At 60.3% G+C, this 26,746-nt stretch carries 20 protein-coding genes and 1 tRNA gene; 11 read left to right on the top strand and 10 right to left on the bottom strand.

All coding sequences use genetic code 11. From position 1 onward, the window contains the following. Nucleotides 1–42: 42 nt before the first annotated feature. On the bottom strand, nt 43–807 hold the full coding sequence (locus AB8E48_RS07540) for a CoA pyrophosphatase (RefSeq protein WP_368886294.1): 765 nt from the start codon (nt 805–807) through the stop codon (nt 43–45). Nucleotides 808–853: 46 nt separating this feature from the next. Then, nucleotides 854–1,765: an endonuclease III gene (gene nth, locus AB8E48_RS07535; protein ID WP_368886293.1), complete on the bottom strand. Its 912-nt coding sequence runs from the start codon at nt 1,763–1,765 to the stop codon at nt 854–856. A 146-nt stretch (nt 1,766–1,911) separates the two neighbouring features. On the opposite strand from nth, the gene aroQ reads away from it, so the two are divergent. After that, nucleotides 1,912–2,352, top strand: a complete 441-nt coding sequence (gene aroQ, locus AB8E48_RS07530; RefSeq protein ID WP_368886292.1) for a type II 3-dehydroquinate dehydratase — start codon at nt 1,912–1,914, stop codon at nt 2,350–2,352. A 106-nt stretch (nt 2,353–2,458) separates the two neighbouring features. Here the strand turns inward: aroQ and AB8E48_RS07525 are convergent, their stop codons facing one another. Further along, nucleotides 2,459–3,637, bottom strand: a complete 1,179-nt coding sequence (locus AB8E48_RS07525) for a MarP family serine protease (protein ID WP_368886291.1) — start codon at nt 3,635–3,637, stop codon at nt 2,459–2,461. Between the two features lie 499 nt (nt 3,638–4,136). On the opposite strand from AB8E48_RS07525, the gene AB8E48_RS07520 reads away from it, so the two are divergent. Beyond that, nucleotides 4,137–4,814, top strand: coding sequence for a Crp/Fnr family transcriptional regulator (locus tag AB8E48_RS07520; RefSeq protein WP_005504653.1), 678 nt, complete (start codon nt 4,137–4,139; stop codon nt 4,812–4,814). 103 nt (nt 4,815–4,917) lie between these two features. Here the strand turns inward: AB8E48_RS07520 and AB8E48_RS07515 are convergent, their stop codons facing one another. The 3 genes from AB8E48_RS07515 to AB8E48_RS07505 form a co-directional block, all read right to left on the bottom strand. Further along, nucleotides 4,918–6,093: an NUDIX hydrolase gene (locus AB8E48_RS07515; RefSeq protein ID WP_368886290.1), complete on the bottom strand. Its 1,176-nt coding sequence runs from the start codon at nt 6,091–6,093 to the stop codon at nt 4,918–4,920. Further along, nucleotides 6,086–6,568 (bottom strand): RidA family protein, encoded by a 483-nt coding sequence (locus AB8E48_RS07510; RefSeq protein WP_070831969.1) that lies wholly within the window; start codon nt 6,566–6,568, stop codon nt 6,086–6,088. Before AB8E48_RS07510 ends, AB8E48_RS07515 begins: the two co-directional genes overlap by 8 nt. 181 nt (nt 6,569–6,749) lie before the next feature. After that, entirely contained in the window at nt 6,750–6,953 is a 204-nt protein-coding gene (locus AB8E48_RS07505) for a hypothetical protein (protein WP_005504647.1), read from the bottom strand. Nucleotides 6,954–7,118: 165 nt separating this feature from the next. On the opposite strand from AB8E48_RS07505, the gene AB8E48_RS07500 reads away from it, so the two are divergent. The 5 genes from AB8E48_RS07500 (at nt 7,119) to AB8E48_RS07480 (ending at nt 14,396) form a co-directional block, all read left to right on the top strand. Further along, nucleotides 7,119–9,275 (top strand): transglycosylase domain-containing protein, encoded by a 2,157-nt coding sequence (locus tag AB8E48_RS07500; RefSeq protein ID WP_368886289.1) that lies wholly within the window; start codon nt 7,119–7,121, stop codon nt 9,273–9,275. 29 nt (nt 9,276–9,304) lie between these two features. Continuing rightward, a complete protein-coding gene (locus AB8E48_RS07495) occupies nt 9,305–10,321 on the top strand; it encodes a metallophosphoesterase (RefSeq protein ID WP_296702134.1) in 1,017 nt (338 codons plus the stop codon). After that, complete coding sequence (locus AB8E48_RS07490; protein ID WP_368886288.1) at nt 10,321–12,357, top strand: ABC transporter ATP-binding protein; 2,037 nt, start codon at nt 10,321–10,323, stop codon at nt 12,355–12,357. The genes AB8E48_RS07495 and AB8E48_RS07490 overlap by 1 nt, the downstream gene beginning before the upstream one ends. Next, the gene (locus tag AB8E48_RS07485; protein ID WP_368886287.1) at nt 12,357–14,213 is read left to right on the top strand and encodes an ABC transporter ATP-binding protein; all 1,857 of its coding nucleotides are present in this window, start codon (nt 12,357–12,359) and stop codon (nt 14,211–14,213) included. Before AB8E48_RS07490 ends, AB8E48_RS07485 begins: the two co-directional genes overlap by 1 nt. A gap of 109 nt (nt 14,214–14,322) precedes the next feature. Further along, nucleotides 14,323–14,396 (top strand) — tRNA-Pro (locus tag AB8E48_RS07480). A 165-nt stretch (nt 14,397–14,561) separates the two neighbouring features. On the opposite strand, the gene AB8E48_RS07475 is transcribed toward AB8E48_RS07480, so the two are convergent. Continuing rightward, nucleotides 14,562–15,695 carry a hypothetical protein gene (locus tag AB8E48_RS07475; protein WP_368886286.1) on the bottom strand — a complete coding sequence of 378 codons (1,134 nt, stop codon included), beginning with the start codon at nt 15,693–15,695 and terminating at the stop codon, nt 14,562–14,564. A gap of 483 nt (nt 15,696–16,178) precedes the next feature. Between AB8E48_RS07475 and AB8E48_RS07470 the strand changes: the two genes are divergently transcribed. Both AB8E48_RS07470 and AB8E48_RS07465 read left to right on the top strand, forming a co-directional pair. Further along, complete coding sequence (locus tag AB8E48_RS07470; RefSeq protein ID WP_368886285.1) at nt 16,179–17,639, top strand: cation:proton antiporter; 1,461 nt, start codon at nt 16,179–16,181, stop codon at nt 17,637–17,639. Nucleotides 17,640–18,249: 610 nt separating this feature from the next. Further along, nucleotides 18,250–19,809, top strand: a complete 1,560-nt coding sequence (locus AB8E48_RS07465; protein WP_368886284.1) for a molybdopterin-dependent oxidoreductase — start codon at nt 18,250–18,252, stop codon at nt 19,807–19,809. 211 nt (nt 19,810–20,020) lie between these two features. On the opposite strand, the gene AB8E48_RS07460 is transcribed toward AB8E48_RS07465, so the two are convergent. From AB8E48_RS07460 to AB8E48_RS07450, 3 genes are read right to left on the bottom strand one after another with little or no spacing between them, the layout of a single operon-like run. After that, on the bottom strand, nt 20,021–20,665 hold the full coding sequence (locus tag AB8E48_RS07460; RefSeq protein ID WP_049347182.1) for a LutC/YkgG family protein: 645 nt from the start codon (nt 20,663–20,665) through the stop codon (nt 20,021–20,023). After that, nucleotides 20,665–22,293, bottom strand: a complete 1,629-nt coding sequence (locus AB8E48_RS07455; protein ID WP_368886283.1) for a LutB/LldF family L-lactate oxidation iron-sulfur protein — start codon at nt 22,291–22,293, stop codon at nt 20,665–20,667. Before AB8E48_RS07455 ends, AB8E48_RS07460 begins: the two co-directional genes overlap by 1 nt. Nucleotides 22,294–22,309: 16 nt before the next feature. Then, nucleotides 22,310–23,104, bottom strand: a complete 795-nt coding sequence (locus AB8E48_RS07450) for a (Fe-S)-binding protein (protein ID WP_005504630.1) — start codon at nt 23,102–23,104, stop codon at nt 22,310–22,312. A gap of 843 nt (nt 23,105–23,947) precedes the next feature. Here AB8E48_RS07450 and AB8E48_RS07445 point away from each other — a divergent pair. Beyond that, nucleotides 23,948–25,621: an L-lactate permease gene (locus AB8E48_RS07445; RefSeq protein WP_315258893.1), complete on the top strand. Its 1,674-nt coding sequence runs from the start codon at nt 23,948–23,950 to the stop codon at nt 25,619–25,621. A gap of 234 nt (nt 25,622–25,855) precedes the next feature. Next, nucleotides 25,856–26,719 carry a FadR/GntR family transcriptional regulator gene (locus tag AB8E48_RS07440; protein WP_314909696.1) on the top strand — a complete coding sequence of 288 codons (864 nt, stop codon included), beginning with the start codon at nt 25,856–25,858 and terminating at the stop codon, nt 26,717–26,719. Nucleotides 26,720–26,746 lie beyond the last annotated feature (27 nt).

The raw sequence follows: 26,746 nt of genomic DNA, 5'->3' as shown, positions 1-26,746 counted from the left end.
CACCCTAAATTCGCTAGTCAGGCATTTATTCCGCGAGAATCTTTACTCCTCGTACCCAGGTGCCGGGCGCATCTTATTTTTATCCCAGGGCACGGTCCAGCCGAGCGAGTCGAAGATCCTGTCGAGCAGAATTGCGGTGAATCCCCAGACGGTGAATTCTTCGCCGCCGGGCATGCGCACCTCGAAGGCGGGGGTGCGGTGTGAGGTGCGGCCACGCTTGACGTAGGCGGTGTGCCGGTTGGCGGGGTTGAGCAGGTCACGCACGGGCACGCGGGCGATGAGCGCGGACTCGTTGTGGTCGACAACCTCGACGGGTACAGGGCTGTTCCACCAGCCGATAACCGGGGTGACCATGAAGTCGCTGATGGGTAGCGGCAAGGTGCGCAACTGGCCGAGGACCTGCACGCCGGCGGGGTCGAGCCCAGTTTCTTCGACCGCCTCGCGCAGTGCGGCGATGTGGGCGACGGGTTCGCCGGTGGTTTCGGCAAGCGCGTAGTCTTCGGGGTCGATTTTGCCGCCGGGGAAGGCGGGCTGACCGGCGTGTGAGCGCAGGGTTGCGGCACGCACGAGGAGCAGTACGTCCAGGTCGGCGCTGACGTTTTCGGGGCAGCCTTCAAATTCACCGGAGGAGGGCGAGTCATCGAGCGCGCCGAAGAGAATCAGCACGGCGGCTTCTTTGCTCAGGGGGCTGGCGGGTGCGCTACGCAGCAGGGCTTGAACGTCGAATTCCACGCCGCCTTCTGCGAGAGCCGTCAACGCCTGCTGGGCGGGGTGCTGCGCCTCCTGCTGGGGCGAGTTTTCGCTCATCTGTGTACCTCTTTTCTGCGCGGGCTACATTCTAGTTCAGCCGCCGTTAGGCGCTGAGCGGGTAGCCTTCAGCCATGAGTTCGCGGCGGGTTGCGCCCTGCAGGAATCGCAGGTGCAGGCCTTCTCGACCGGGTGCCATTTCGTATTTCATGAGTTTACGCGCTGCCTGCTCGTTCGTCTCCCCGGCGCCGTAGGACGGGCAGAGGTCGGCGACGAGGCACACGCCGCAGGCGGGCTTTTTGGCGTGGCAGATGCGGCGGCCGTGGTAGACCATGCGGTGCGAGAAGAGCGTCCAGTCTTTGCGTTCGATGAGTTCGGCGACGTCTTTTTCGACTGCCTCGGGGGCGTCTGCGGTGGTGAATCCCATGCGTCGGGCGAGGCGTCCGAAGTGGGTGTCTACGGTCAGTCCGGGCACGTCGAAGGCGTTTCCGAGGACGACGTTTGCGGTTTTGCGGCCAACTCCGGCGAGTTCTACGAGCTCTTCGAGGGTTGAGGGAACCTGCCCGCCGTGGCGTTCGACGAGCTGCTGGGAGAGGGTGACGATGGAGCGTGCCTTGGCGCGGTAGAAGCCGAGGGACTGGATGTACGGTTCCACCTCTTCGTAGCGTGCGGAGGCGAGCGCGGCGGCGTCCGGGTAGCGTGCAAAGAGCGCCCCGGTGACGGAGTTGACGCGCACGTCGGTGGTTTGTGCCGAGAGTACGGTGGCGATGAGCAGCTCGAAGGGGTTGTCGAAGTCGAGCTCTGCGACGGCGTAGGGGTAGGTTTCGCCGAGGATGCGGTTGATTTTGCGGGCGCGGCGCACGGTGGCGAGGTGGCTTTCGGGCGCGCGTGCCTTGAGACGGCGGGCTGCGGCGGTTGCCTTGAATTCGGGGACGAAGCGAATCTGCAGGAGCGATTCGGCGTTCTCTGCCGCGGTGTTCTGTGTGTCAGCTACGGGCTGGGTGGCGTTCTCGGTCATAGCGCGAGGGTACCGGGCTTGGGGGTGCGGGCGGTAGCGAGGTTCACCGTACTTGGCGCGCGGCGTTTCTCGCCCCTCCCCGTCATTTTCTGGGCAGTTCGCGCCTGCTACCGCTGAGCGGGCACTGGCTGTGCCACACTGGTTTTATGTCAGATACGATTTTTGTGCTTAATGGACCGAATTTGAACCTGCTTGGGCAGCGCCGCCCCGAGGTGTACGGCTACACCACTCTGCACGATATTGAGCGTATGGTGCGTGAACGCGCGGCGGCTCATGGTTTTGATATTGAGTTTATGCAGTCGAATCATGAGGGTGCGCTGGTGGATGAGATTCAGCGTGCTCGTACGCGTGGCGCGGCGATTATTATCAACCCGGCGGCGTACACGCACACCTCGGTAGCGCTGCATGATGCGCTGGAGGCGGCTGAGCTTCCGGTGGTTGAGGTGCACCTGTCGAATGTGCATCGTCGCGAGGAGTTCCGTCATCATTCGTTTGTGTCGCCGCAGGCTACTGCGGTGATTGCCGGTGCGGGTGCGTACGGTTACGTTATGGCGGTTGATTTCCTCGCCCAGCATTTGGCGGAATAACCCAGTGCAGCACCTCGCTGAGTAACTCACCCCCGTTAAACAGTTCAGGCTCCCGTTCCTCGTGTGAGGGCGGGAGCCTGAACTTTTATCGCTATCTAGCGGCTAGTTACTTGCGGCAGGTGCCGGTGGAGACTGCGGCGGTGTTGTCGCCGCCTTCTACCAGTGCCTGCTTGAGGGTGCTTGCGGTGATGGCGTATCCGGTCTGGCCGGTGGTTGCCTTACCGAAGATCACGCCGACCACGTTGCCGTTTTCGTCGAGGACGGGGCCACCGGAGTTGCCGTGCTGCACGTCGGCTGCGAGCTGGTAGACCTGGCGCATAGCGTTGGCGCGGCCGGTGTCGGCGTCGATGGTCTGGGTGTTGCCGATGCCCTGCACGGTGGCGGGTAGTGCCTTGAACGGGCCGCCCTTGGGGTAGCCCATGAAGGTCACGAGGCTACCTGCGGTGGCGTTGGTGCCGATGTTCAGCGGTGCGAGCGGCAGCTTGGGAACGCTGATGAAGGCGAGGTCCTGTTCGGTGTCCATGTAGACGACGGTGCCGGGCCAGGTGCGGCCGCGGGAGTCCTGCACGACCGGGGAGGTCACGCCGGCTACCACGTGGGCGTTGGTGACGACCAGGCCGTTATCCGCCACGAATCCGGAGCCGGTGGAGGTGTAGCCGCACTGCTCTGCAGCGCCCAGAATCTCAACGACCGAGGCTGCCGCCTGGTCCAGTGCCGCGGATTCTACGGTCTGGGTGGGGGCGCTGGTTTCGGGTGCGATGAGCTGGCTGACTTCCGGAATGGTTCCGAAGGCGAGCACGTCATTGCGTACCGTGTTGATGCGGTCCTTGACGACCTCGGGGGTGGAGGCGACCATCCAGGAGAGGGTCTTGGATTCGCTGAGCACGGTGTTGAGCTGCGGGATGGGCACAGTGCGCATGGAGATGGTCAGCACGACCATGACCAGGGCGCAGGCGGCGAGGTTCAGCACGCCGCCGAAGAAGCGTTCAATGCCCTTGAGCGGGGTGATGTCGGTGACCTTCCGGATGGTGCGTCCGGCGACGAGGCCGAGCCACTGTCCAATGGTCAGGCAGATGATGAGCACACCGACGGCGGTAATGAGGCTCCACTGGGATCCCACGGAGGCGACGGCGAGGGGCACGAGCCAGGCTGCGGCGCAGACGCCCAGGCCCAGGCCGAGGAAGGTTCCGAGGGTGGTGAAGAATCCGCTGCGGACTCCGGCGAGGAAGTAGAGCAGCAAGATGATGGGGATAGCAATATCAAGCAGGTTGATGCCAGTCGTCACGACTAATTGCCTCCTTGGGGGGTAGAAGTGGTCACGGTGTGCCCAATGTGGTTGGTGCGGGCTGGCGCCCGGTGAGTGTGGCGGCGCGTTAACACCCAGTGGTGGGTGCGGTGGGCTTGTGTGCCCGGGTTTTGGGGCCGGGTTTCTGCCTCGTCGCATCGTACCGTGTGTGGAGGCGATGTGCCTCCTTGTCATGAGGGTTTGTCATGAGGGTGTCAGCGTGCTTGGTACCGAAAAAATACACACCTGAATGCTTGATATTAGGTGGTGAACCTGTGGGGAAGCTTTGAATTTTCTCGAAAGAAATAACTTTTGCTGTAAAGCACCCTATATCGGAATGCATAAAGCGCTTTTTTAGGGTACGCTCATATCAGTTGAATATGTCACACTAGCTTGAGCCTTCTCACATTTCAGATGTTGAGACGCATGACACCGGTTCGGGCTCACTCACTGAACATTTACGAGCTTCGGCTCATCACCTCATATCTAGGAGAACTTTATGGATCTCGAGATCCTCCGTCGTACCCCTCTCTTTGCTAACCTCGACGACGCAGCTTTCGCTCTGCTGACCGATGACATTCAGGAGATTGACCTCTCCCGCAACGCTGTCCTCTTCTACGAGGGTGACCAGGACGACCAGCTCTTCGCTGTGCTCTCCGGTAAGGTCAAGCTGGGCCGCACCGCCGCTGACGGCCGCGAGAACATGGTCGCGATTATGGGTCCCGGTGACGTTTTCGGCGAGATGGCTCTCTTCGATCCCTCGCCCCGTTCGACCAACGCTGTGGCTGTTTCTGAGACCCGCTTGGCTGCCATCAAGCACGAGTCCTTCAAGCGCGCACAGCAGCTGGACCCCTCGATTTCCGATCAGGTTATTAAGACCCTGGCTCGCCGCCTGCGCCACGCTAACGAGGCACTGGCTGACCTGGTCTTCTCCGACGTTCCCGGCCGCCTCGCTAAGGCTCTGCTGGATCTGGCTGACCGCTTCGGCCGCCCCGCAACCGACGGCGTGCTCGTCGCTCACGAGCTGACTCAGGAAGAGCTGGCACAGCTGGTTGGCGCATCCCGCGAGACCGTGAACAAGGCTCTTGCTGAGTTCGTTTCTCGTGGCTGGATTCGCCTGGAGGCTCGCGCGGTGGTCATTCTGGACCTGCCCCGCCTGCGTCAGCGTTCCCGCTAAAGACGCACGACTTAAAAGGATCAGGAGCCGTTTCCCTCTGCATGGGGAAACGGCTCCTGATTTCTTTAACGCTTCACTCAAGAGCGAGCATTACGGCAGCTCGCTAGAGCACGCCCATCACGCCGGTGTACATGGATCCGGTCGTCGCCGGAACTACCTCGGTGAAGGAGAGCATGCACGCACCGTTGTGGGTGACGAGCACGGGCTTCTTCACCTCGATCTTGCGGCGCTTGGACAGCCACGCCACGGAGGTCTGTGCTTTCGCCAGGGATTCGAGCAGGCACATCACGCCGGGGGTGATGAGCTGGTCGAGGGTGCGGCCCACGGTGTTGGGCTGGCCGATGCGGTCGCCTAGTTCGCTGGTGTCCTTGGCTTCGAGCAGTTCACGCACGTTCAGCCAGTCGCCCCACACGCCCTTACCGAGTAGCAGCTTCGGGTCCTGGCCCACGGGCAGTGCCGTGCTGAAGTAGGCGATGTCGTAGCGCTTGAGGAAGAAGTCCGGGGACTGCCAGCGCGCCACGGGACGCAGCAGGTCGGCGCGCACGCTCAAGCCGCTGGAGGTCAGGAAGTCCGAGAAGCTCTTATCCTGAGCAGCGACTGCCTCGCGCCACGCCATGAGCTCGGGGGTGCTGGAGCGTTCCACGACGTCCTGTTCGTCCTCACCGGCAAGCAGAATACCGGTCTCTTCGAAGGATTCACGCACGGCAGCCATGACGCTGCGGCGTGCCTGAGCGATGTCGGAGAAGTGGAACTGCTCTTCCCAATATTCGGCGCCGGGGCCCACCCAGGAGGCGGACTCATCATCACCGGGAAGAGCCGTACCGCCGGGGAACGCCACCACACCCAGCGGAGAGGTGCCGGGGCGGTAGGTCAGAATCGTTTCGAGGCCGTTATCGCCGTCGCGCACAAAAATGACGGATGCCGCCTGGCGCATCGTGCAGCCGTTCGTTCCTTCGTTACCGCCTTCACGCCAGCTCTCGGCGGCGGTGCGCATGAACTCGGGAATCGTGTAGAGACGCTGAATGCAGGAGGTTCGCGGGTTAGCCGCAGACTGGCGGCCGGTGAACATGCGCGGGCGTTCCACGCCATCAGCCGGGGTGGGGGTGCCGAAACGGCGTTCCTGCACCGGCAGGGGCAGGGTCTTGATGTCCTGCGACTCGCCGGATCCGTGACCGTCGATACCGTTCACCGTCTTTTGGGCGCCACTTTGTGCTGCCCGCTGAGCCTGGGCAGCACGAATAGCAGACAGCGGCAGCGCGCCGGTGTACAGATTAGACATACTCAACGATAATCTCGACCTCTACGGGCGAGTCCAGGGGAAGAACGGGAACGCCCACGGCGGAGCGTGCGTGCTGGCCTGCTTCGCCGAAGATTTCGCCGAGCAGTTCGGATGCGCCGTTAATGACGGCGGGCTGGGCGGTGAAGTTCACCTCGGATGCCACGAAGCCAACAACCTTCACGACACGCTGCACGCGGTCCAGGTCGCCAATGACGGACTTAACCGCTGCCAGGGCGTTGAGCAGGCTGATACCCGCGTACTTCTTTGCATCCTCAGGGGTCACGAAGCCTTCAGCGCCGGAGTCGGAGACCTTACCGGTTTCGGGCAGGGCGCCGTCAACGAAGGGCAGCTGGCCGGAGGTGTACACGTAGGAGCCGGAGGTCACCGCGGGAACGTAGGCGGCAACGGGGGCAGGTGCTACGGGCAGTTCGTAACCGAGTTCGCGGATACGTGCTTCAATACGGGATTCAGTCATGATTACTCCAGAAGGATGGCGGGTGCTGGCACCCAAACGGTGATAGGGGGAACGCCGCAAATCTAAACGCTACTGATGTTCAGGCAGCGGTTAAACGGCTAACCGGCGGCCTTCCTCATCTATTCCGACTTCCCTATAAAGAGGAGAGGAATATGTGAGGTGACCGCCGGGTACGCTGCTCTTAGTCAGCCTTCTCGCGCTTAAAGTAGGCGATGGGGTTGCCCTGAGTCGGAGCGACCATGTTCGACGCGGGGGTTGCGCCAGCAGGTGCGGATGCACCGGGCAGCACGGTGACGAGCTCCCAGCCGTCTTCACCCCAGTTGTCGAGGATTGCCTTGGTCGTGTGGATCATCAGCGGTACAGTTGCGTATTCCCATTTCTTCATACCCTCTAGCCTAGCTTTCAGGGTCGAATAAGTAAAAGGGATTCGCTATGGTTTTGGTCAATGTCCGCGGCTTTTGGGGCTTTATTCTTAGGGCGGAGAAGTTCACCTCCCTGTGGGGTGCCGAGACGGGCTTCTTCTCACAGTTTCATGGGATAAACTGAATGAATGGCTTCATCTAAGAAAACCCGTGCGCGTCGCCGCCCGGGAGATTTTTTGCAGTTCCTCGCGTTCAGCGTGATTGCCGGTTTCCTCGCGGCAATTATTGTCGTACCCCCGGCAGTGAGTGCCGGTATGGTCGCGAACGCGTCGATGTCATGGTTCCAGGACCTTCCTGACGACATTGCCGATGGCATCTCCTCCCGTCCTTCTACTATTTACGCTGCTGACGGCAAGACCGAAATCGCAACCTTCTTCGAAGAGAACCGCGACCCGGTCAAGCTGGATCAGATTTCGCAGAACATGAAGGACGCTATCGTCTCGGTGGAGGACCGCGACTTCTACAAGCACGGTGCGGTCTCCGCTATCGGTATTGGTCGTGCGTTCCTGAACAACATCATTAACTCCGGTAGCGGCCGCCGTCAGGGTGCATCGACCCTGACCCAGCAGTACGTCAACAACCTCATTGTGGACGCCGCTGTGGCTCGCGGTGAGGACGCTACCGCAACCCTGAACGGTAACAAGACCTACGCCGCAAAGATTCGCGAGATGAAGCTTGCGATCTCTATGGAGCAGAACAAGTCCAAGGACGAAATCCTTGAAGGCTACCTGAACATCGTGAACCTGGGCGGTTCGAACTACGGTGTTGAGGCTGCTGCACAGTACTACTGGGGTATTTCCGCTAAGGACCTGAACGTGGCTCAGTCCGCACTTCTTGCCGGTCTGGTGCAGGCACCGAACGTGTACGACCCGACCGTGAACCCCGAACTCGCCCGTGAACGCCGCGACATCGTTCTGGGCACCATGCTCCGCGACGGCAAGATTACCGATAAGGAATACAGCGACGCCATCGCCAGCGACATTAAGCTCAACGTCCACCCCAAGTCCCAGGGCTGTTCCCTGGCGGGTGACAAGGCGTTCTTCTGCCGCTACGTGGTCAACTACCTGCTGCAGGACGAGTCCCTCGGCGCAACCGCTGAGCTGCGTAACACCGCGATTAAGCGTGGTGGCCTGAAGGTTGTCACCACCCTGAACCCCGAGGCTCAGACTGCGGCAAAGCAGGCAGTGGACTCCACCCAGCCGGCAGCCACCAACTGGAACGACGTGAACTCCGCACTGACCAGTGTTGAGCCCGGCACCGGCCGCGTCATCGCCATGGCTCAGAACACCGAGCTCGGCACCCCTGCTGACGCGAACGACCACTCGAAGACCGAGTACAACTACAACGTTGATGCCGCCTACGGTGGTACCAGCGGCTTCCAGCCCGGCTCGACCTTCAAGCCGATTATTCTGGCTCAGTGGCTCCGAACCGGCCGCGGCGCGAACGGCACCGTGAACGGCACCCAGCTGTTCTGGCCCACCAGCTTCGGCTGGAACGCCAAGTGCTACGACGGTGGCAAGTACTACTACACCGGTCAGGCGAACGGCTGGTCCTACAAGAACGCAGTCAACGGCGGTCTGACCTATGGTACCGCTGCATACGGTATTCGCCAGTCGTTGAACTCGTACCTGTACGGCATGCTCTCCCAGATTGACCTGTGCGATGTGCACGACCTGTCCATCAAGATGCACGCGCTGGACGGTACCGGCGAGCCGCTGCACAGCATCCCCGACCTGGGTACCAACATCGGTGGTACCAAGTACGGTATTTCCCCGCTGACCAGCGCATCCATGTACGCTATCTTCGCTTCTGAGGGTAAGTACTGCACCCCCCGCCCGGTCGATAAGATCACCAAGACCAACGGTGAGACCCTCAAGGAATACCAGAACCAGTGCGAGCAGGTTCTTGAGCCGGACATCGCAAACGGTGTTAGCTGGGTTCTGAAGGGCGTTATCCAGCCTGGCGGTTCCGCATCCCAGCGTGGCATTGGCCTGCCGAACGGTTCGGCTGCGAAGACCGGTACGAACGATAACTCCTCCCAGACCTGGCAGGTGGGCTACACTCGTGGCCTGTCCACCGCGTCTTGGGTTGGTTCGAACAACCTCGGCTTCCGCTCCCTGAACGGTGTGGGCATTAACGGTCGAGTCCTCGAGTACGTCGATGGTGCAACCTACGCGGGTGCACAGTGGCAGTCGTTCATGAAGACGATTGCTCCGAAGTACGACACGAAGGACTTCACCACCCCCAGCGATAAGGTTCTGTCCTACAGCTCGAACCCTAGCTAATCCAGCTGAAGCCTGAAAGGCGATTGATAATGTGTGAAAACGCAGTCAACGCCCGCGTCCCCGTGGCGGTCCCCGGCGCACGCGGCTCCTCCCCGCTCCTGAAGAAGGTTGCGGGGGCGGTAGCCGCCACTGCAGCCTTGGGGGCCGCCACGGCGGCGTATGGGCACTTTATTGAGCTGAATAATTTTCAGCTCCGCACCGAGTCTCTGCCGGTGCTGCCTGCCGGTAGCCCAGACTTCAGGATTCTGCATATTTCGGATATGCACATGATTCCGGGCCAGCAGAAGAAGATTGACTTCATGCATTCGCTGGCTGCTCTGGAGCCGGATCTGGTGATGAACACGGGCGACAACCTCTCTCACGTGGGCGGTATGGAGCCGCTGTTGGAGGCGCTCGACCCGCTCATGGACTTCCCCGGTGTGTTTGTGCCCGGCTCGAATTGCTATTTCGCGCCCGTCTTCAAGAACCCGGCACGCTACCTGTGGCAGCCACGCACCCCGCAGATGATTGAGGAGGGCTCACGCGTAGCACTGCCCATTGAGCGGATGCACGACGCCTTCGAGTCGCGCGGTTGGACGGGCCTGGTCAACCGCTACGACACGCTGAACCTCAAGGGTCTGCGTCTGGAGTTCTCCGGTGTGGATGACCCGCACCTGCGCTACGATGAGCACCCCGGTTTCGCCCCCGGTGCCTTCGATGAGGGGGACGAGCCGAGCGTCCGTATTGGCGTGGCGCACGCCCCCTACATGCGTACCCTGTACCGTTTCGTACAGGATGGCGCACAGGCTATTTTTGCCGGCCATACGCACGGCGGTCAGGTCTGCCTGCCCGGCGGTCACGCCCTGGTCAGTAACTGCGATTTGCCGCCTTCGCGTGCGAAGGGCGTGAGCGAGCAGTCCGGTGTTCCGGTTCAGGTTTCTGCCGGTCTGGGTACTTCTCGTTTTGCTCCGGTGCGTCTGTTCTGCCCGCCGGAGGCGATTCTGGTGACCCTCACGGCTTGCGATAAGGAGCAGCCTACCGCCGCTTCGGCAGGTGGTCGCCGCTAATGCCTGAGGCCTCTACAGCACGCACGGCTAAGCGCCGCCGCAATCCCTTCCTGGAGACCGCGAGCGAGCCGACCCCCGACCCAATTGACTACGCGCACGGTCAACGCGCCCCGCGCACCCTGGCGGCTTATGCGCGTCCGATTCGTGTGCGCTGGGGTGTGGGTCTGCTCGTGGCGTTCGGCGCCGGTGCCCTCGAGATTGCCATCCCGCAGATGCTGCAGATTATCGTGGATCATCTCTCGCAGAGCACCACTGAAAGCGCCATCTGGATTGCCGGTGGCCTGGTGCTTCTGCTGGGTATTGCGCACGCCTCCTTCATGTATTGGAGGCGCTGGCTGATTGTGGACCCGACCTCCACGATTGAGCTGTCCATGCGCATGAACTTCTTTGACCGGCTGCTCAGCGCCCCGCTTTCTCTGCTGGATCGCTGGCCGTCCGGTCAGTTGCTGACCCGTTCCATGAGCGATTTGGGTACGATTCGCCGCTGGCTGTCCTTCGGTATTGTGCAGCTGCTGACTATTGTGGTGATGTTCCTGGTCGGTGGCTTCTTCATGCTGCGTTCCTCGCCGTCCCTGGCGCTGGTGTTCGTGGTGACCGTGCCGATTCTGGTGCTGTCGCTGGTGAACTTCACCCGCAAGTACTACCGCGCCTCGCATGAGATTCAGCAGATGACGGGCGACCTCTCCACCCGTATTGAGGAGTCGGTGCGCGGTATCCGCGTGATTAAGGCGCTGGGCCGCTCCCCCGAGCAGATTCAGGAATATTCCGAGTCCGTGGATGCCCTGCAGGTGCGCGAGTACGGCAGGTCGATGCTGGTGGCTCGCGTTGCCCTGTACCAGGGTCTGATTGTGGGTGTCTCTACGGCGGTGGCGCTGGCTGTGGGCGCTTCGCAGGTTGCGGCGGGCACCCTGAGTCTGGGCGCGATGACCGCCTACTTTGCGGTGCAGACAACCGTGCTCAGCCACGTGACGCGCTCGACCGCGCTGATGTCTGCCTATTTGAGCTATAAGGTGGCGCTCGAACGCCACAACGAGGTCATGGACGAGCCCGGCTTTGAGGCCGTGCCACTGGTCCGTGACTCCGGGGCTGTGTCTGGGCCCGAGCATCCGCAGGGTGCTTCTGATTCGTCAACAGTAGCTGGAGTGTCTGCCGAGGGCGGCTCCGGGAAGGAAACTATGCAGTACCCCAGCGGTGGCGCAGTATCTGTCGCTTTCGATCATGTTCAGTTCAGCTACGACGCAGCCGAGGCGCCTGCCGCTGTTCCTGCAGAGGCTACCGGTGCAGACTCCGAGGCAAAGGCACCCGAGGTGTCCGTGCTGAAGGACGTGAACTTCAAGGTCTTCCCGGGCGAGATTCTGGCGCTGGTTGGTGCAACCGGTAGCGGCAAGTCGACCGTGCTCTCGCTGGTTCCGCGTTTCTACGAGCCGACCTCCGGTTCCCTGCGTTTTGGCACCCGCGATACCGCCGACATGTCTATTGAGGAGGTACGCGCCCAGACCGCGTTCGTCTTTGAGGAGGCGGTGCTCTTCTCCGGCACGGTCCGCGAGAACGTGCTGATGGGCGTTGCCGAGCAGTACGAACACGGCACCGAGGATGAGGACTACCCCACCGCAGAAGAGCTGGAGGCGACCCTTCAGACCGCGCTGCAGCTGGCTGCGTGCGATTTCGTGGCGGAGCTTCCGGATGGTCTGGATACCCGCATTGGCGAGGAGGGCCTGAGCCTGTCGGGTGGTCAGCGTCAGCGTCTGTCGTTGGCGCGCGCCCTAGCGAAGCGCCCCTCCGTTCTGCTGCTGGATGACCCGTTCTCGGCGCTGGATGTGAACACCGAGGAGCGTATTATTAACGGCCTTCGTGAGGGCCTGGAGGGCCTGGGCGGCGCCACTACCCTGCTGACGGCGCACCGCCCCTCCACGGTGGCTCTGGCTGACCGCGTGCTGCTGATGGTTGATGGTGCCGTGGTGGCTGAGGGTACTCACGCTGAGCTGATGGATTCTTCGGAGCAGTACCGCCAGCTGATGACGATGGAGGAGGGCTAATGGCCCATCATCGTCCGGCGGAGCCGCGGGAGCAGATGAGCCCGCAGGAGCGTGCGGAAACCCGTGAACGCTCGATGGCTCTGCTGCGTCAGATGTTGCGCCCGCATCGTGGGGCGTTGGCGCTGTCGATTATTTCGGTGCTTTTGGTGTCGGGGTCTTCGGCGATTGCGCCGATTCTGATTGCCCGCGTCCTGGATAGTTCGATTGAGCCGCTCAAGCAGGGTGACGCATCTGTTCTGCTGACCCTGCTGGTGTTTTTTGTGGCGGCTACCGCGGTGACCGCGATTTTCTCGTGGGTCAACGTGGCGTACACGGTGCGTGTGTCGCTGGGTGTGGTGGTGTACCTGCGTAAGCGGGTGTTCCGTCACGCGCAGTCGCTGAGCGTGTCGTTCCATGAGCGGTACACCTCGGGCAAGGTCATTTCGCGTCTGACCAGCGATATTGATACGGTCCGTAGCTTTTTGGACAGCGGCATTAGCCAGCTGGCGATTACCTTGCTGTCCATGGTGATTTCTGCGGTCGCTATTTTTCTGCTGGACTGGCGTATTGGTCTGTTCATGCTGGTCATGGGCGCGCCGATTTACTTTTTGACGCGTTGGTTCCAGAAGACGGCTGTGCCGGTTTTCCGCACGATGCGTACCGAGTCTGCACATCTGACGAGCCGTTTTGTGGAGACTTTTACGGGTATCCGCGCGGTGAAGGCGTTTGGTGCGGAGGCGCAGATGCGTTCCGAGTACGCGCAGGCGTCGGAGCGTTACCGCCTGGCGGTGATGGATTCGATTAAGATTTTCGGCATCTACTCGCCCGTGCTGATGCTTTTGGGCAATGTGTTTATTGCCAGTGCGCTGGTGCTGGGTGGTTATGCGGTGCTGGGCGGCACCATGCAGATCGGTACCCTGCTGGCGCTGGTGATTTATGCGAACCGTGTGTTTGAGCCGGTCATGCAGCTCTCCGAGTTCTACAACATGTTCCAGTCGGCGATGTCCGCGTTGGAGAAGCTCTCGTCGTTCCTGGCTGAGGAGCCGGAGGTTGCTGAGCCTGAGCATCCGCATGAGCGCGCCGTGGAGTCTGCTACCGGTGCTGCTGGGGGCGGCAAGGTTCAGGGCGCTCTGGTTGAGCTGGATTCGGCAGTCTTTGGGTACACGTCGGACCGTCACGCGCTGAAGGAGACGACCCTGCGCATTGAGCCGGGTACGACCGTGGCGCTAGTGGGTGCTACGGGTGCCGGCAAGTCGACTATCGCTAAGCTGGTGGCTCGTTTTTACGATGTTTCGTCCGGTCAGGTGCGTATTGACGGCGTGGATGTTCGCCAGCTGGCGGATGTGCAGCTGCGCCGTGAGGTGCTCATGCTGACTCAGGAGGTGTTCCTGTTCTCCGCGTCGATTCTGGAGAATATCCGCATGGGTAACCCGCAGGCGACCGATGAGCAGGTGAAGGCTGCCGCGAAGGCGGTGGGTGCTGATGCGTTCATTGAGCGTCTGCGTGACGGCTACGAGTCGCGTCTGGGTCGCGGCGGTATTACCCTGTCGGCGGGTCAGCGTCAGCTGGTGTCCTTTGCTCGCGTGTTCTTGGCTAATCCGCGGGTGCTGATTCTGGATGAGGCGACGGCTTCGCTGGATATTCCGAGTGAGCGTGCGGTGCAGGCGGCGTTGCGTACTGTGTTGGCGGGGCGTACGGCGCTGGTGATTGCCCATCGCCTCTCGACGGTTCTGGGCGCTGATCGTGTGCTGGTGATTCATGAGGGCTCCGTGGTGGAGGACGGCTCCCCGCAGCAGCTGATTGCCTCCGGCGGTCGTTTTGCGGCGATGTACGCCTCGTGGGATGAGCTGAATCAGGTTCAGGAGGCTGACGCTTAGGCGCCTCTGAGCCGCCCCAACATCCGGTGACGTGCCGCTGTGTTGCGTTCTGAATTTTTTTGGGTTATCCTAGGTGAGTTGCCTACGGTATTCGCTGATAGGTCAACATCGGGATGTGGCGCAGCTTGGTAGCGCGCGTCGTTCGGGACGACGAGGTCGCAGGTTCAAATCCTGTCATCCCGACAACTAGCCCCGGTCTTCTGGACCGGGGCTTTGTCGTACCCGGAGTATTTTTGTCGCAGTATTTCTGCCACAGTATTTTTGGTGCAGAGCTTGAATGCATAAAAGCGACCCCCTCCCCGTGCAGAAATGCAGGTAAGGGGTCGCTTGTACGTTGTACGGCCGTGTTTAGCCGCGCCCGGAGATAAGGGCGAGAATCGCCTCCAGGGGGCCGCGTCCGGCTACGGAGCGCGCCATGCGCGACCAGAGGGTGCAGAAGCCCAGGGCGATTGCGGCGCCGAACAGCAGGAAGGCGCTCCAGTACACGGCGGTGCCCCAGCCTCCGGTTGCCACGTAGTGCTCGCCGACGGTGAATGCCTTGATGGTGGGGCCGGTGTAGATGATAATTCCGCTCAGCACTATGGAGGCGCTCAGCGACATCTGGCCCAGGCGCGCAACGGGGGTGAGCATTCCCGCCTGCGCGGAGAGCAGGCGCGCGCATTCAGCCCAGAAGTAGAGGGTTGCCGCCAGATTCAGGGTCAGTAGTACCTGCGGGCTGTTGAGGAAGCCCAGCTCGGTGTAGGGGTTAAAGGTGCGGTACACGGCGAGCGCCAGTACGGCGAGTACGACGGGGATTGCGAGCTTTGCCTGCAGATTGTCGTAGAGGCGTACGAGCACGATGCCCAGGCACATGACCCAGATGAGCTGGGCGCTTTGGGCGTGGTTGACGCCGTGGCTCGCCAGGAAGGGCAGCTGAACGGCGGTCCACGCATCAGCCTGGGCGGCTACATCCATAAGCAGGGTGTAGGTCCAGGTGATAAAGGGGCTGGTGAGCACCGCAAGCGCTGCGACTGCCCATAGCGGCAGGTGCACGACGAATAGGGTCAGCAGGGTCAGTAGCGCCAGGTGCACGAGCATGTCGAAGGGCAGGGAGTATGCGAAGCCCTGCGCCGGTACGGTCACGCCGGCTTGCGGCAGGTAGCTGATGCCCTGCATGAGTGCCACGCCGAGCAGAAGTAGCGCGAGGAATCGCACGATAGTTCCGGCGAAGAGCTGCGGGAAGTTTGCGGTGCGGGCGTACCGCCAGGTAGCTGCGCCGAGGATGGCGGCGAAGAATGGTTCAGCCGGTACGAGGGTCTGCGGGATCCAGAATTTCCAGGACACCGGGATCAGCTGTAGCCAGTATCCGAAGGGGATGAGCAGGCTGAGCACGGCGAAGGCGCGGGCAAGGTCGAGCCCGAGGTCGCGTCGGGTGCCTCCGAGGGAGGCGGCGCGTGCCCCGCTGCTGACGGTGGGGATGGGTTGTGTGCGCCCTGCTGCCATGTCCTCGCTCCTTGTAGTGCCGTGTTTGAGAGTCTGCGTGCCCTGCTAGGGCTACGCCAGGGTGTGCGCCCTGCCGGGTATATGCCGCTTCCGGTGGTGTGTGCCGGATGCGCTGGCATAGGTGTTAAGTGTAACGGTGGAAGCTGTGTCCAGCGGGGCGGTGGCGCGGAGGTTTTGCTCTCATGCCGCTTCTCTGTCGGCTGTTGACCGGGGCTTCTCGCCCCTGGTGAGTGCTGTTCAAGTGTTGTTGTGCGGGGGTAGGTGTGTACCATTGGTACGTTCTTAAAGGTGGGGCTTTCCTGCGGGCGCATTTTTTGCCCCGTTTACTATCTCAAACGCGCCCCACCTGCACATACACCACGTTGAGGTTTTATGTTTTCGACTTTATCCCCTCTTTTTCTGACGAATTGGGGAACTTCCGCTGCTCTTCTTGCCTCGGGTACGACCCTCTCGGAAGGGTCGAGCCACGATAGCGGCCAGTTTGTGTCCATTTTCTGGATTACCCTGGTTGCGTTGCTGTCCCCGATTCTTTCGCGTCTGACGGGTAAGAAGATCCCCGATGTGGTTTTCCTGCTCATTTTTGGTCTGCTCATTGGCCCGAATATGTTCAACCTCGCCAGCAGTGAGGGCGGTATCCCGCTGCTGAAGGAGCTTGGTCTGGGCATGCTCTTTTTGATTGCGGGTTTTGAGATTAATGTGTCGTCTCTGCGTAGCCGCCAGGGTTATAGCGCTATTGCCACGTGGTTTGTGTGTTTTGCCTTGGGTATGGCGGGTGCGGCGGTGATTACCTCGTTCTCGCGTGAGCTGAATACGTATGTTGCGGTGGGTGTGGCACTGAGCTCCACAGCGTTGGGCACTCTGTTGCCGATGTTGAAGTCTCACGGTGCCGCCGGTACGCCGGTGGGTAATGCGGTGCTGGTGCACGGCGCTGTGGGTGAGCTACTGCCGATTTTCGCTATTTCGCTGTTGTTGTCGTCGCGTTCGCCGGGTATGGCGTTTGTGGTGCTGCTGGCATTTATGGTGGTTGCGGTGATTACGGCGTTGATTCCGCACCGCCTGTTTGCGCATGTGCCGGGTCTGCGTCAGATTATGGCTGCGGAGGCGAATACGACCGGTCAGACGGTTCTGCGTCTTGCGATGTTCCTGCTGGCGACCCTGATTATGTGTACTGCGCTCTTTGATTTGGATGCGGTGCTGGGCGCGTTTGCGGCGGGCCTGATTCTGCGTACTCTGACTCCTCCGGCGGCGTTGCATATGATGACTCGCCGCCTTGAGGTGGTTGGTTTTACGTTCATGATTCCGCTGTTCTTCGTGGTCAGCGGCATGGGTATTAACGTGTCTGCGGTGTTTGCGAATCCTCTGGGCCTGCTTGCCGTGGTGGTGGGTATTTTGCTGTGCCGTGGTATTCCGGTTCTTTTGGCGGAGCATTTCTTCGATACCCGTTCGGGTTTGACCACGCGCGCGCAGAAGGCGCAGTTGGCTCTGTATTCGGCTGCGGGTCTGCCGATTATTGTGGCGGTGACAGAGGTTGCGACCAGTTCGGATCTTTTGGAGGAGTCAACCGCGTCGCTGCTGGTTGCTGGTGGCGCGCTGACGGTTCTGCTGTTCCCGCTGTGGGCGCTGGGTATTCGTCAGGCATTTGGTTCTGCGGAACCGGCTCAGCAGGAGCCGAGCCGTAAGGAGCAGATGAACGCGTTGAAGGCTCAGCGTAACGCTCAGACAAAGCTGACCACGGGCATGATTCCGGTGGTTCGTTTGAAGTCGCAGTCTGACGCTGATGCGCAGTCTGACGCTGAGACCCCGTCTGATTCTGAGTCCCCGGCTGATGCTCAGCCCGGCTTTGCTGATGCTGAGGGCGCTTCTGTTGATTCCCGCACAGCCTCTCGGGCTGAGGCGAAGAAGCGCAGGGGCTCTGCGAAGACTGCGGGTTCTGGGGAGAAGTAGCCTCAGCTACACTGTGGTTGCGCTCCGGTCCTTCAAGATTGGGGTGATGAACCGGTTTGAGCGGGTATCCCGCTTACAGTCACCCCAACCTTATGTGGGTTTAGCTTTATAAAACCACACAATACCAGGCAGTTAAGACCCTGCAAACCAACATGCATCCCACATATATGATCAAAACCCACCGCATCCTCTCTTGAGGCTGCGGTGGGTTTTTTACACCCGAGTGACCTTATAAACCGCGGAAAAATGAGAATCTTCCTTAAATTCGGATTTTTTATGCAAATATTACAGAACATGACGTGTCTTAGCTTTCTCGACTGACACTTTGTCCTATAAAATTGAAAGCGGACAGGGAATTTCCCTAAAACACACATAAACCAACATACATACACAGAGCCGCTTCCGCCCCAGCGGGAGCTGGCGCGCCTCCCATCTCACACACGGGAGGTGCCCCTTTCGGGAGTATCCGCGACGATACCCCCGGCGGCTCCCAACCACGGAGGAGGATCATATGGTTCAGAAAGGTAATTATTTCTAACCTCTTATCTCAAGGCCTCGCACTGAATCCTAACGATTGTCTGCACACACAGTCATTTCCGAAGGAAATATCATGCACCAACTACTCCTCACCGCGAGCACTGGTGGCGTAGAGCTGGACTTCCCGGCCTGGCTCCGAATTACGCACTTCATCAACTTCATTATGATGGGCTTCCTGATTCGTTCAGGTTGGGAAGTTCTCGCCTCTCACCCCCGCCTGTACTGGAACAACCACTGCACCCCGGGTTCTGAGTGGATCAAGTTCACCAAGGACAAGGTCCCTACCACCCCCGGAGCATTTACGGCGCGCGATGACCAGCGCACCCTGTCTCCCCTGATTTCTCTGCCCGGTAAGGCCCAGATTGGTCTGGGCCGCGCATGGCACGCGCTGGTGACCGTCATCTGGATTGTTAACGGTCTGGTATATGTCTCCCTGCTGTTCCTGACCGGTCAGTGGCGCCGCATCGTCCCGACCAGCTGGGACATCATCCCGCAGGCCTGGGAGTCCATCCAGATTTACGCTGGCTTCCAGATTCCCTCGATTGAGCATTTCCAGCCGTACGACGCTCTGCAGCAGATCATGTACTTCACCGTGGTGTTCATCGTGGCACCACTGATGATTGCAACCGGCCCGATTATGAGCCCGGCATTCTGCGGCCGCTTCCCCGGCTACGTGCGCCTCTTCCGTAACCGCCAGACCGCACGTTCCATCCACTTCCTGGGCATGGCGTTCTACTGCGTCTTCACCGTCATTCACGTGGCGCTGGTGTTCGTGGTTCACCCCCAGTACAACATCGCCCACATGATGCTGAACAAGCCCTACAACGAGGTGGACGCAGCACAGTTCGCTCAGGCAGTCACCATGCTCATTGGCGGCATTGTCTTCGCTGTGGCTCTGTGGATTTTCGCTTCGTACTGGTCCCTGCGCGACCTGCGATTCACCCAGACCTTCATTTGGGGTCTGACCCAGCCGATTCGTAACGTCCTGCTGGACCGCATCACCTCCCGTCAGGTGCAGAAGAAGACCTTCACCGATGCCGACATTTCGCCCTTCCACTGGGTCAACACTCGCCCGCCGACCGAGCGTGAGAGCACCGAGTGGAACCGCCTGAAGGAGCACGAGTTCGTTGACTACCGCCTGGAGCTGGGCGGCCTGGTGAAGGAATCCAAGTCCCTGAGCATTGACGAGCTCAAGCAGCTGGGCAAGGAAGTCAACATCACCATGCACACCTGCATGCAGGGTTGGACCGGCATCGCCAAGTGGGAGGGCGTGCGCCTGCGCGACGTTCTCGCACTGGTCGAGAAGACCGACGAGGCACGCTACGTTATGGTGATCTCCTTCGGCCACGTGGGCCACACCTACGACGGCCGACCGACCGAACCCTACTACGAGTGCCTGGACATCTCCATGGCAATGGAAGATGAGACCATCCTGGCGTGGGGCATGAACGACAAGCCCCTGCCGGATGTGTACGGTGGCCCGCTCCGTCTGCGTGCGGACTCCATGCACGGCTACAAGATGGTCAAGTGGGTTCAGAAGATCGAGTGGATCAAGGACTACCACGATGTTGGCGATGGCCAGGGCGGTAGCCGTGAGGACTCCGGTCTGCAGCACTTCGACGCACGCGCCTAAGCACCCTCACGGGGCGCTACGACGCTAACCGTCGATACACCACCCTATAAGCACAGAACGGTGGCGGGAACATGGGCCCGCCACCGTTTTTGTGCGCTCATGGCTGTCGCCTCGCTTCTGCAGCTAGACGTCGCGAGGACATAAAGAAACCGCCCGGGAGCCTTAGCTCTCGGGCGGTTTTCTTTAGAGGTTTGCCTTCTGGCGCTGCACCTTAGGCGTCGTAGATGATGACGTCCAGGGTACGGGGGCCGTGCACGCCCTCCACGCGGATCAGCTCGATATCACTGGTTGCCGACGGACCGGAAATCATGGTCACGGGGCGGGTGTAGGTGATACGCTCGATCGACTCGGGAACCAGCTCCACGACGGTGGAACGGGGCACCACGCAGATGTGGTGGTCGGGCACCAGGGTGATGGCGCGGCGACCCTCATCGGGGTTGGTGTTCAAGAAGATCGTGCCGGTCTCTGCGCAGGAGACGGTCGAACCGGTCACCACAGCGTCAACTGCGTCCAGTTCCTTCAGGGACAGGCAGCCGGGCTTGAGGGTGCTACCGGAGTCGGTGACGCGCTTGCGGTCAGCGGTGTCAGCCGGCAGCCACTCCATGTTCAGGCCCTCGGGAACCACGTAGGTGGACTTTTCACCCAGGCGCTCTGCGATGACCTCGGAGATGTTCTCCTTGTTCGCGTGGAACACGTTTGCCTTGTAGTCAATGAGGCGGTCGACGAGCATCTCAATGGTCTGCTCTTCGTTCAGCTCGCTGACGCGGCGGTAGTTACGTACGGGCTCGGGGGCGACGGGTGCGTCAGCCAGGGACGAGCGGATACGTGCGAGGATATCTTCCTTAGCAGAGGACATTAGTTGTTCTCCTTAGCTTCACGGGCTTCCTGAGCAGCCTTAGCGTTTGCAGCCGCTTCAGCTGCCTTACCCTTGTTGGCCTCGATGAGGGCCTGAATGTCAACGCGCTGTGCGTTATCGCGTGCCGGAGCCTGACCCTTCTCCTTCTTCCACCAGTTGCGGAAGGATTCCTTGGGGGGCTCGGGGATGTCGCGGTAAGCGGTCCAGCCGCCGACGATACCGGGAACAGCGGTGATCTTGTGCTTGCGGCCGCTGATGAGGCGGGACATGGGCAGACCACGCTCTGCAATGGACATCATCTTGCCGGAGGTGAAGAGCTTCTTCGCGCCGAGCATCATGCCGTCCATCTGCGAGAAGGGAGCCTTCTTGTTGCCCTCGAACTCGCGGACAGCGTGCTTGGACTCGACGTCCTTAGCGCGCAGGTGCACGAGAACCTCGGGGAAGTTAATCTTCACGGGGCAGACCTCGTAGCATGCGCCACAGAGGGAGGATGCGTACGGCAGGGAGTTGTTCTCTGCTGCCTCGATACCGGAGAGCTGCGGGGACAGAATCGCGCCGATGGGGCCCGGGTAGGTGGAGCCGTAGGCGTGACCGCCTGCGCGCTCGTACACGGGGCACACGTTCATGCAAGCGGAGCAACGGATGCAACGCAGTGCCTGGCGACCGAGCTCATCAGCCAGAACAGCGGTACGGCCGTTGTCAATGAGGATGACGTGCATGTTCTGCGGGCCGTCACCGGGGGTCACACCGGTCCACATGGAGGTGTAGGGGTTCATGCGCTCACCGGTGGAGGAACGGGGCAGCAGCTGCAGGAATGCCTCGTAGTCCTGGAAGGTGGGCAGAATCTTCTCAATACCCATGAAGGTAATGAGGGTGTCGGGCAGGGTCAGGCACATACGGCCGTTACCTTCGGACTCCACGATGGTCAGGGTACCGGTCTCAGCAATACCGAAGTTGGTGCCGGAGACTGCCACGGTGGTGTTCAGGAACTTGTTACGCAGACGGTTACGCGATGCCTCTGCCAGTTCTGCCGGCTCATCGGTGATGTCCGGGTTAATACCCTCAATTTCGCGCAGGAAGATGTCGCGGATTTCGCGGCGGTTGCGGTGAATTGCGGGCACCAGAATGTGGGAGGGGCGGTCGTGGCCGAGCTGGACGATTTCTTCCGCGAGGTCGGTCTCAATAGCGTTGATGCCGTTTTCCTCGAGGAATTCGTTCAGGCCGGTCTCTGCGGTTGCCATGGACTTAATCTTGATGATTTCGTCCACGCCCTGCTCGCGAATCAGGTCCAGAGCAATCTGGTTCGCCTCGGTGGCGTTGCGTGCCCAGTGCACGTGGCCGCCTGCGGCGGTGAAGTTACGCTCGAACTGTTCGAGCAGCTCGGGCAGGTTCGCCAGAACGTAGTTCTTGACGGACTCACCGGTGTTACGCAGGTCCTGCCAGTCGGGCACCTCTGCGGTGACGCGTGCGCGCTTGTTACGGATCGCGTGGGTCACGAAGCGCAGGTTGGCGCGTAGCTGCTCGTTCTTGAGCTCTTCCTTCGCGTACTTGGGGAAGGGGGTTTCTTCGAAAATGTTGCCCTCGCCGTAGTGAACGACCTTGGGCATACCAAGCTGAATAGCGGTCATGAGGTCTTATCTTTCCTTAGCCGATCGAGAGCTCAACACGCTCGGAGTTAATCTTGAGCGGGTTTTCCTTGGTGGATGCGAGGATCTCAGCGAAGTGGATGGTCTGAACGTCCGAGCCGCGACGCATCAGCGCACCGCCGATGTTCATCAGGCAGGAGCAGTCGCCGCCGGTGCAGACGGAAGCACCGGTTGCTTCAACGTTGTCTGCCTTGTCGTTGACCATTGCGCCGGAGACGTCAGCGTTCTTGAAGGAGAAGGTACCACCGAAGCCGCAGCACTGGTCCATGCCCTCGAGCTGGGTGTACTTGATGCCTTCGACGGTGCGGACCAGGTCCTGCTGGCGGGTGCCCAGGCCGAGCATACGCATACCGTGGCAGGAGCTGTGGTAGGTGACGTGCTCGGGGAAGTAGGAGCCGAGCTGCTCGGCAGCGTTGGTGATGCCCAGGATGTCGATTAGCAGCTGGGAAAGCTCGAAGGTGCGGGAAGCAATCTGCTCTGCCTTCAGAGCCAGCGCTTCGTCGCCGCGGCTACGTGCGACCATTGCCTGCTGGTGACGCAGGGAAGCAACGCAGGAGCCGGAGGGTGCAACAGCTACGTCCCAGTCCCAGGAGTCGAAAGCTTCAACGTGGTTCTTGATGACTTCGTAACCGTCATCGAAGTAGCCGGAGTTGACGTGCATCTGAGAGCAGCAGGTCTGGTTCGGGGGGAAGACAACCTCGTGGCCCAGGCGCTCAAGAATTTCGACGGTGGCGCGTGCTACGCGGGGGTACATGCCGTCAACGATGCACGTGGAGAAGAGTGCAATGCGCATGACTTGTCCGTCCTTTCCTCTGTGTTCAGAGTTTCTCGGTCTCACCGCCTGCGTCTGGGGCAGGCGGGGCACAGTCCGAACAAGTTCGGTCTTCCAAAGAAGCGACTCAGATGTATTGAGTCGGGGAAGCTGGGCCGGATGGTTCCGGCTAATGTGCGCGCCCCAAGTGGAGGTGGGATGCGGTGGGATCAGAAACCGTGGTGATGTCTTTTATCTTTCTAGCCATTTAACACCGTTGAGCGGCTTTTCTCTAGTTGGAATAGCACATACTTTCCTTGTTAAATAACCGGTTAGGTCGACCTGACCTTAAGGTATATTTCCCTACCTTCCGGTACATGTGACCTCATCTCCCATGCACCCCCCGTAAGACCCCTATATTCTTTTCGCAGATTGAACATTTATCAAACACACAGAAGTGGACCATAAACCCCCTAGAAATCCGCCGTTCTGAAGATTTTATGGTTGTTTTATGGGGCTTTTCCTTTTTAAAACAACATTCTTTTCGGGTATATGCGTCCAAATGAAGACTCTCCCCTGGGTAAACCAATGACCCATACACCCAACTCGTGATGTATCTGAAAATATTCGAGTTTCAGAACCTGGAATTAACTATCAGAACCGCAATATTTCGGCAGTTTCACTGGAAGCGAGCCCAGGTTCCGGTCGCCTTCCACAAAAATGAGTCAGGTCACTTTTGGTGAAACACCACATTATCCGGTACTCTTCTAAACATGCGATCAATGGTCTGACCACATCCCCATGCAGGGAACAATGACTCGTTCCCCACAGAATTATCTATGGTCTGACCACACACAAAACACACCCTGAACCAAAGGAGTTCCAGTGGAAACTTATACCGCTGTAACCAATGCAGTGGGAGGTAGCCTCGGCCTCAGCGCGCTCGTGGCAACCATTCCCCTCCTCACCTTCTTTGTGATGCTACTGGGCGTTAAGGCACGCGCTCACTGGTCCGCACTCGTGGCACTGGCAGCATCCATCCTCGTAGCAGCGCTGGGCTTCCACATGCCCGCTGACCTCGCCGGTCTGAGCGCCGTCCGCGGTGGCATCTACGGCCTGGTCATCTGCTGGGTTATCCTCGGTGCAATCTGGTTCTACCAGATCACCGTCCTTTCCGGCCGCTTTGAAGATCTGCGCCGCGTCTTCGACCGCCTCGGCGGCGGCGACCTGCGCATCCAGGCTATCCTCATCGCATTCTGCTTCGGCGGTCTGCTCGAGGCACTGGCTGGCTTCGGCGCTCCCGTTGCAATTACCGCAACCATGATTCTCTCCCTGGGCGTTAAGCCCCTTAAGGCTGCTGTCACCGTTCTGATCGCTAACACCGCACCCGTGGCATTCGGCGCAGTTGCTGTCCCGATCACCACCGCAGCTGACGTTGGCGGCAAGGACCCACACGTTATCGCAACCATCGTTGGTCACCAGGCTCCGTTCCTGGCAATGCTCGTTCCCCTCATCCTGCTCGTCATCCTCGACGGCATGCAGGGCCTGAAGGACGCTTGGCTGCCCGCACTGATCATCGGTGTCTCCTTCGCAATTGCACAGTGGGTCACCGCTGCTACCCCCGCATACAACCTGACCGACGTTGTTGCTTGCATCGTCTCCATGGGTGTTGCTGTTGTCTTCCTGCAGTTCTGGAAGCCGCGCGGCGTCGCAGGCGTTCGTGAACGCTACGGCCTGCCCGCACAGGCTGAAGAGAAGGAAGCTCTGCCCGCCGTTCGCGTCTGGATGGCACTGCTGCCCTACGTCATCGTCGTTGCAATCTTCGGTGTTGCTAACCTGCACGCTGGCCTGAAGGCATGGCTGAAGAGCTTCGTCATCAAGATTGATATCCAGGCTCTGAGCTCCCGCCTCGTCACCGCTGACGGCAAGCCCGTCAAGGACGCTGTCTACAACTTCGCGTGGATGTCCAACCCCGGCACCCTGCTGATCATCTCCGGTCTGGTTGTTGCGGTCGTCTACTTCTTCTTCAACGAGAAGGGCCGCTACGCCTTCAAGTTCCCGGCAATCTTCACCGAGTTCGGTTCCGTTGTCTACCGCATGCGTTGGTCCATCCTGACCATTGCTTCGGTTCTGGCACTGGCATACGTCATGAACTTCTCCGGTCAGACCATTGCTATGGGTACCTTCCTGGCAGGCCTGGGCACCGTCTACGCGTTCCTCGCACCGGCTCTGGGCTGGATCGGTACCGCTGTGACCGGTTCGGACACCAGTGCGAACGCACTGTTCGCCAAGCTGCAGGTGTCTGCTGCTGAGAACCTGCAGCACGCAGGTATCCACGGCGCAACCCCCGAGCTCATGCTGGCTGCTAACACCACCGGTGGTGTGGTCGGTAAGATGATCTCCCCGCAGTCGCTGGCTATTGCTGCTACCTCCGTGGACATGGAAGGCAAGGAATCCGACATCCTCAAGGCTGTCCTCCCCTGGTCCTTCGCTATGCTCCTGTTCGTCTGCGTCCTGGTCTTCCTGCAGACCAACGTTCTGTCCTTCATGATTCCCTAATCTGAAGCTCAGGTTTTAGAGAGTTCCTGGAGCATCCGCTTCACGAACAGTAGGACATTCGCCCCGGTATTTTCCGGTGGCCACGGCGGGGCGGCGAACCTTCTCGGTTCTGCCGCCCCGCTTTTTATGTCCTGACCACTCAACGAATAGCCCGAAATATCTCTGAATTAGCTCTGAGATATCTCAGGCGCAGAGTATTTCTTTTCGTTATCCGCCTCGTTATCAGGAGAGATTATGCCTCGTTCTTATGACGATACCCAGCCTGCTGAGGCGCCCCCTGCGGTTGACCGCCAGCCGATTCTGGCGGACCGCAGCTACAGCATCATCCTGGAGAACTTTGAGCGGCGCCTGCGCCTGGGTGAGCTGCGTGTGGGCGATAAGCTCCCCTCCGAGCGTGAGCTGGCGGCGCGGCACGGTATTTCCCGCCCTTCGGTGCGTGAGGGCCTGCGCGTTCTGAACGCGCTGGGTCTGATTCGTTCCAGTACCGGTTCGGGGCCGAAGTCGGGCGCGATTATCATTTCTGAGCCGTCGGATGCGCTCAGCTGGGCGCTGCGCATGCACATTGCGACCCGTAGCCTGCCGGTGAAGGACGTTGTCTCAACCCGTCTGCTACTGGAGGGCCCTGCGGCGCGTGCGGCGGCTGCCGCGCCGGACACCCCGGAGCGTGCGGCAGCGTTGGAGCGGGCGCGCGTACATCTGGCGGAGATGGATGAGCAGATCAGCGATGAGCGTTTCCATTTCTGCGATACGCGTTTTCACTATGAGCTGTCGAAGCTCGGCGGCAATATTGTGCTTGATACGGTTATTGACTCTCTGCACATGGCAACGATGAGTTATGTGCAGGAGGCGGTTCCTTTCCTGAAGGATTGGGAGGCGGTCAAGCGCACGTTGCAGCAGCAGCATTACGGCATTATTGAGGCGATTACCTCTCACGATGAGCAGGCGGCCTATGAGCGGGTGTGCGAGCACATTACGTGGTTTTATTCGCTGTCTGACCGTGCTGCGGAAGAGCGGGCGCGGCAGCATCCGGCGCGGGATATTCTGCACGAGGATTTGTGCCACGAGAACGTACACGATGAAGACGTTCACGCCGGCTAGGCTTCGCCCCTCAACCCCATAAACCCA

It is taken from the genome of Rothia mucilaginosa (genome assembly GCF_964211445.1).
Lineage (GTDB): Bacteria > Actinomycetota > Actinomycetes > Actinomycetales > Micrococcaceae > Rothia > Rothia mucilaginosa_E.
This window is presented reverse-complemented; position numbering and strand designations above follow the sequence as displayed.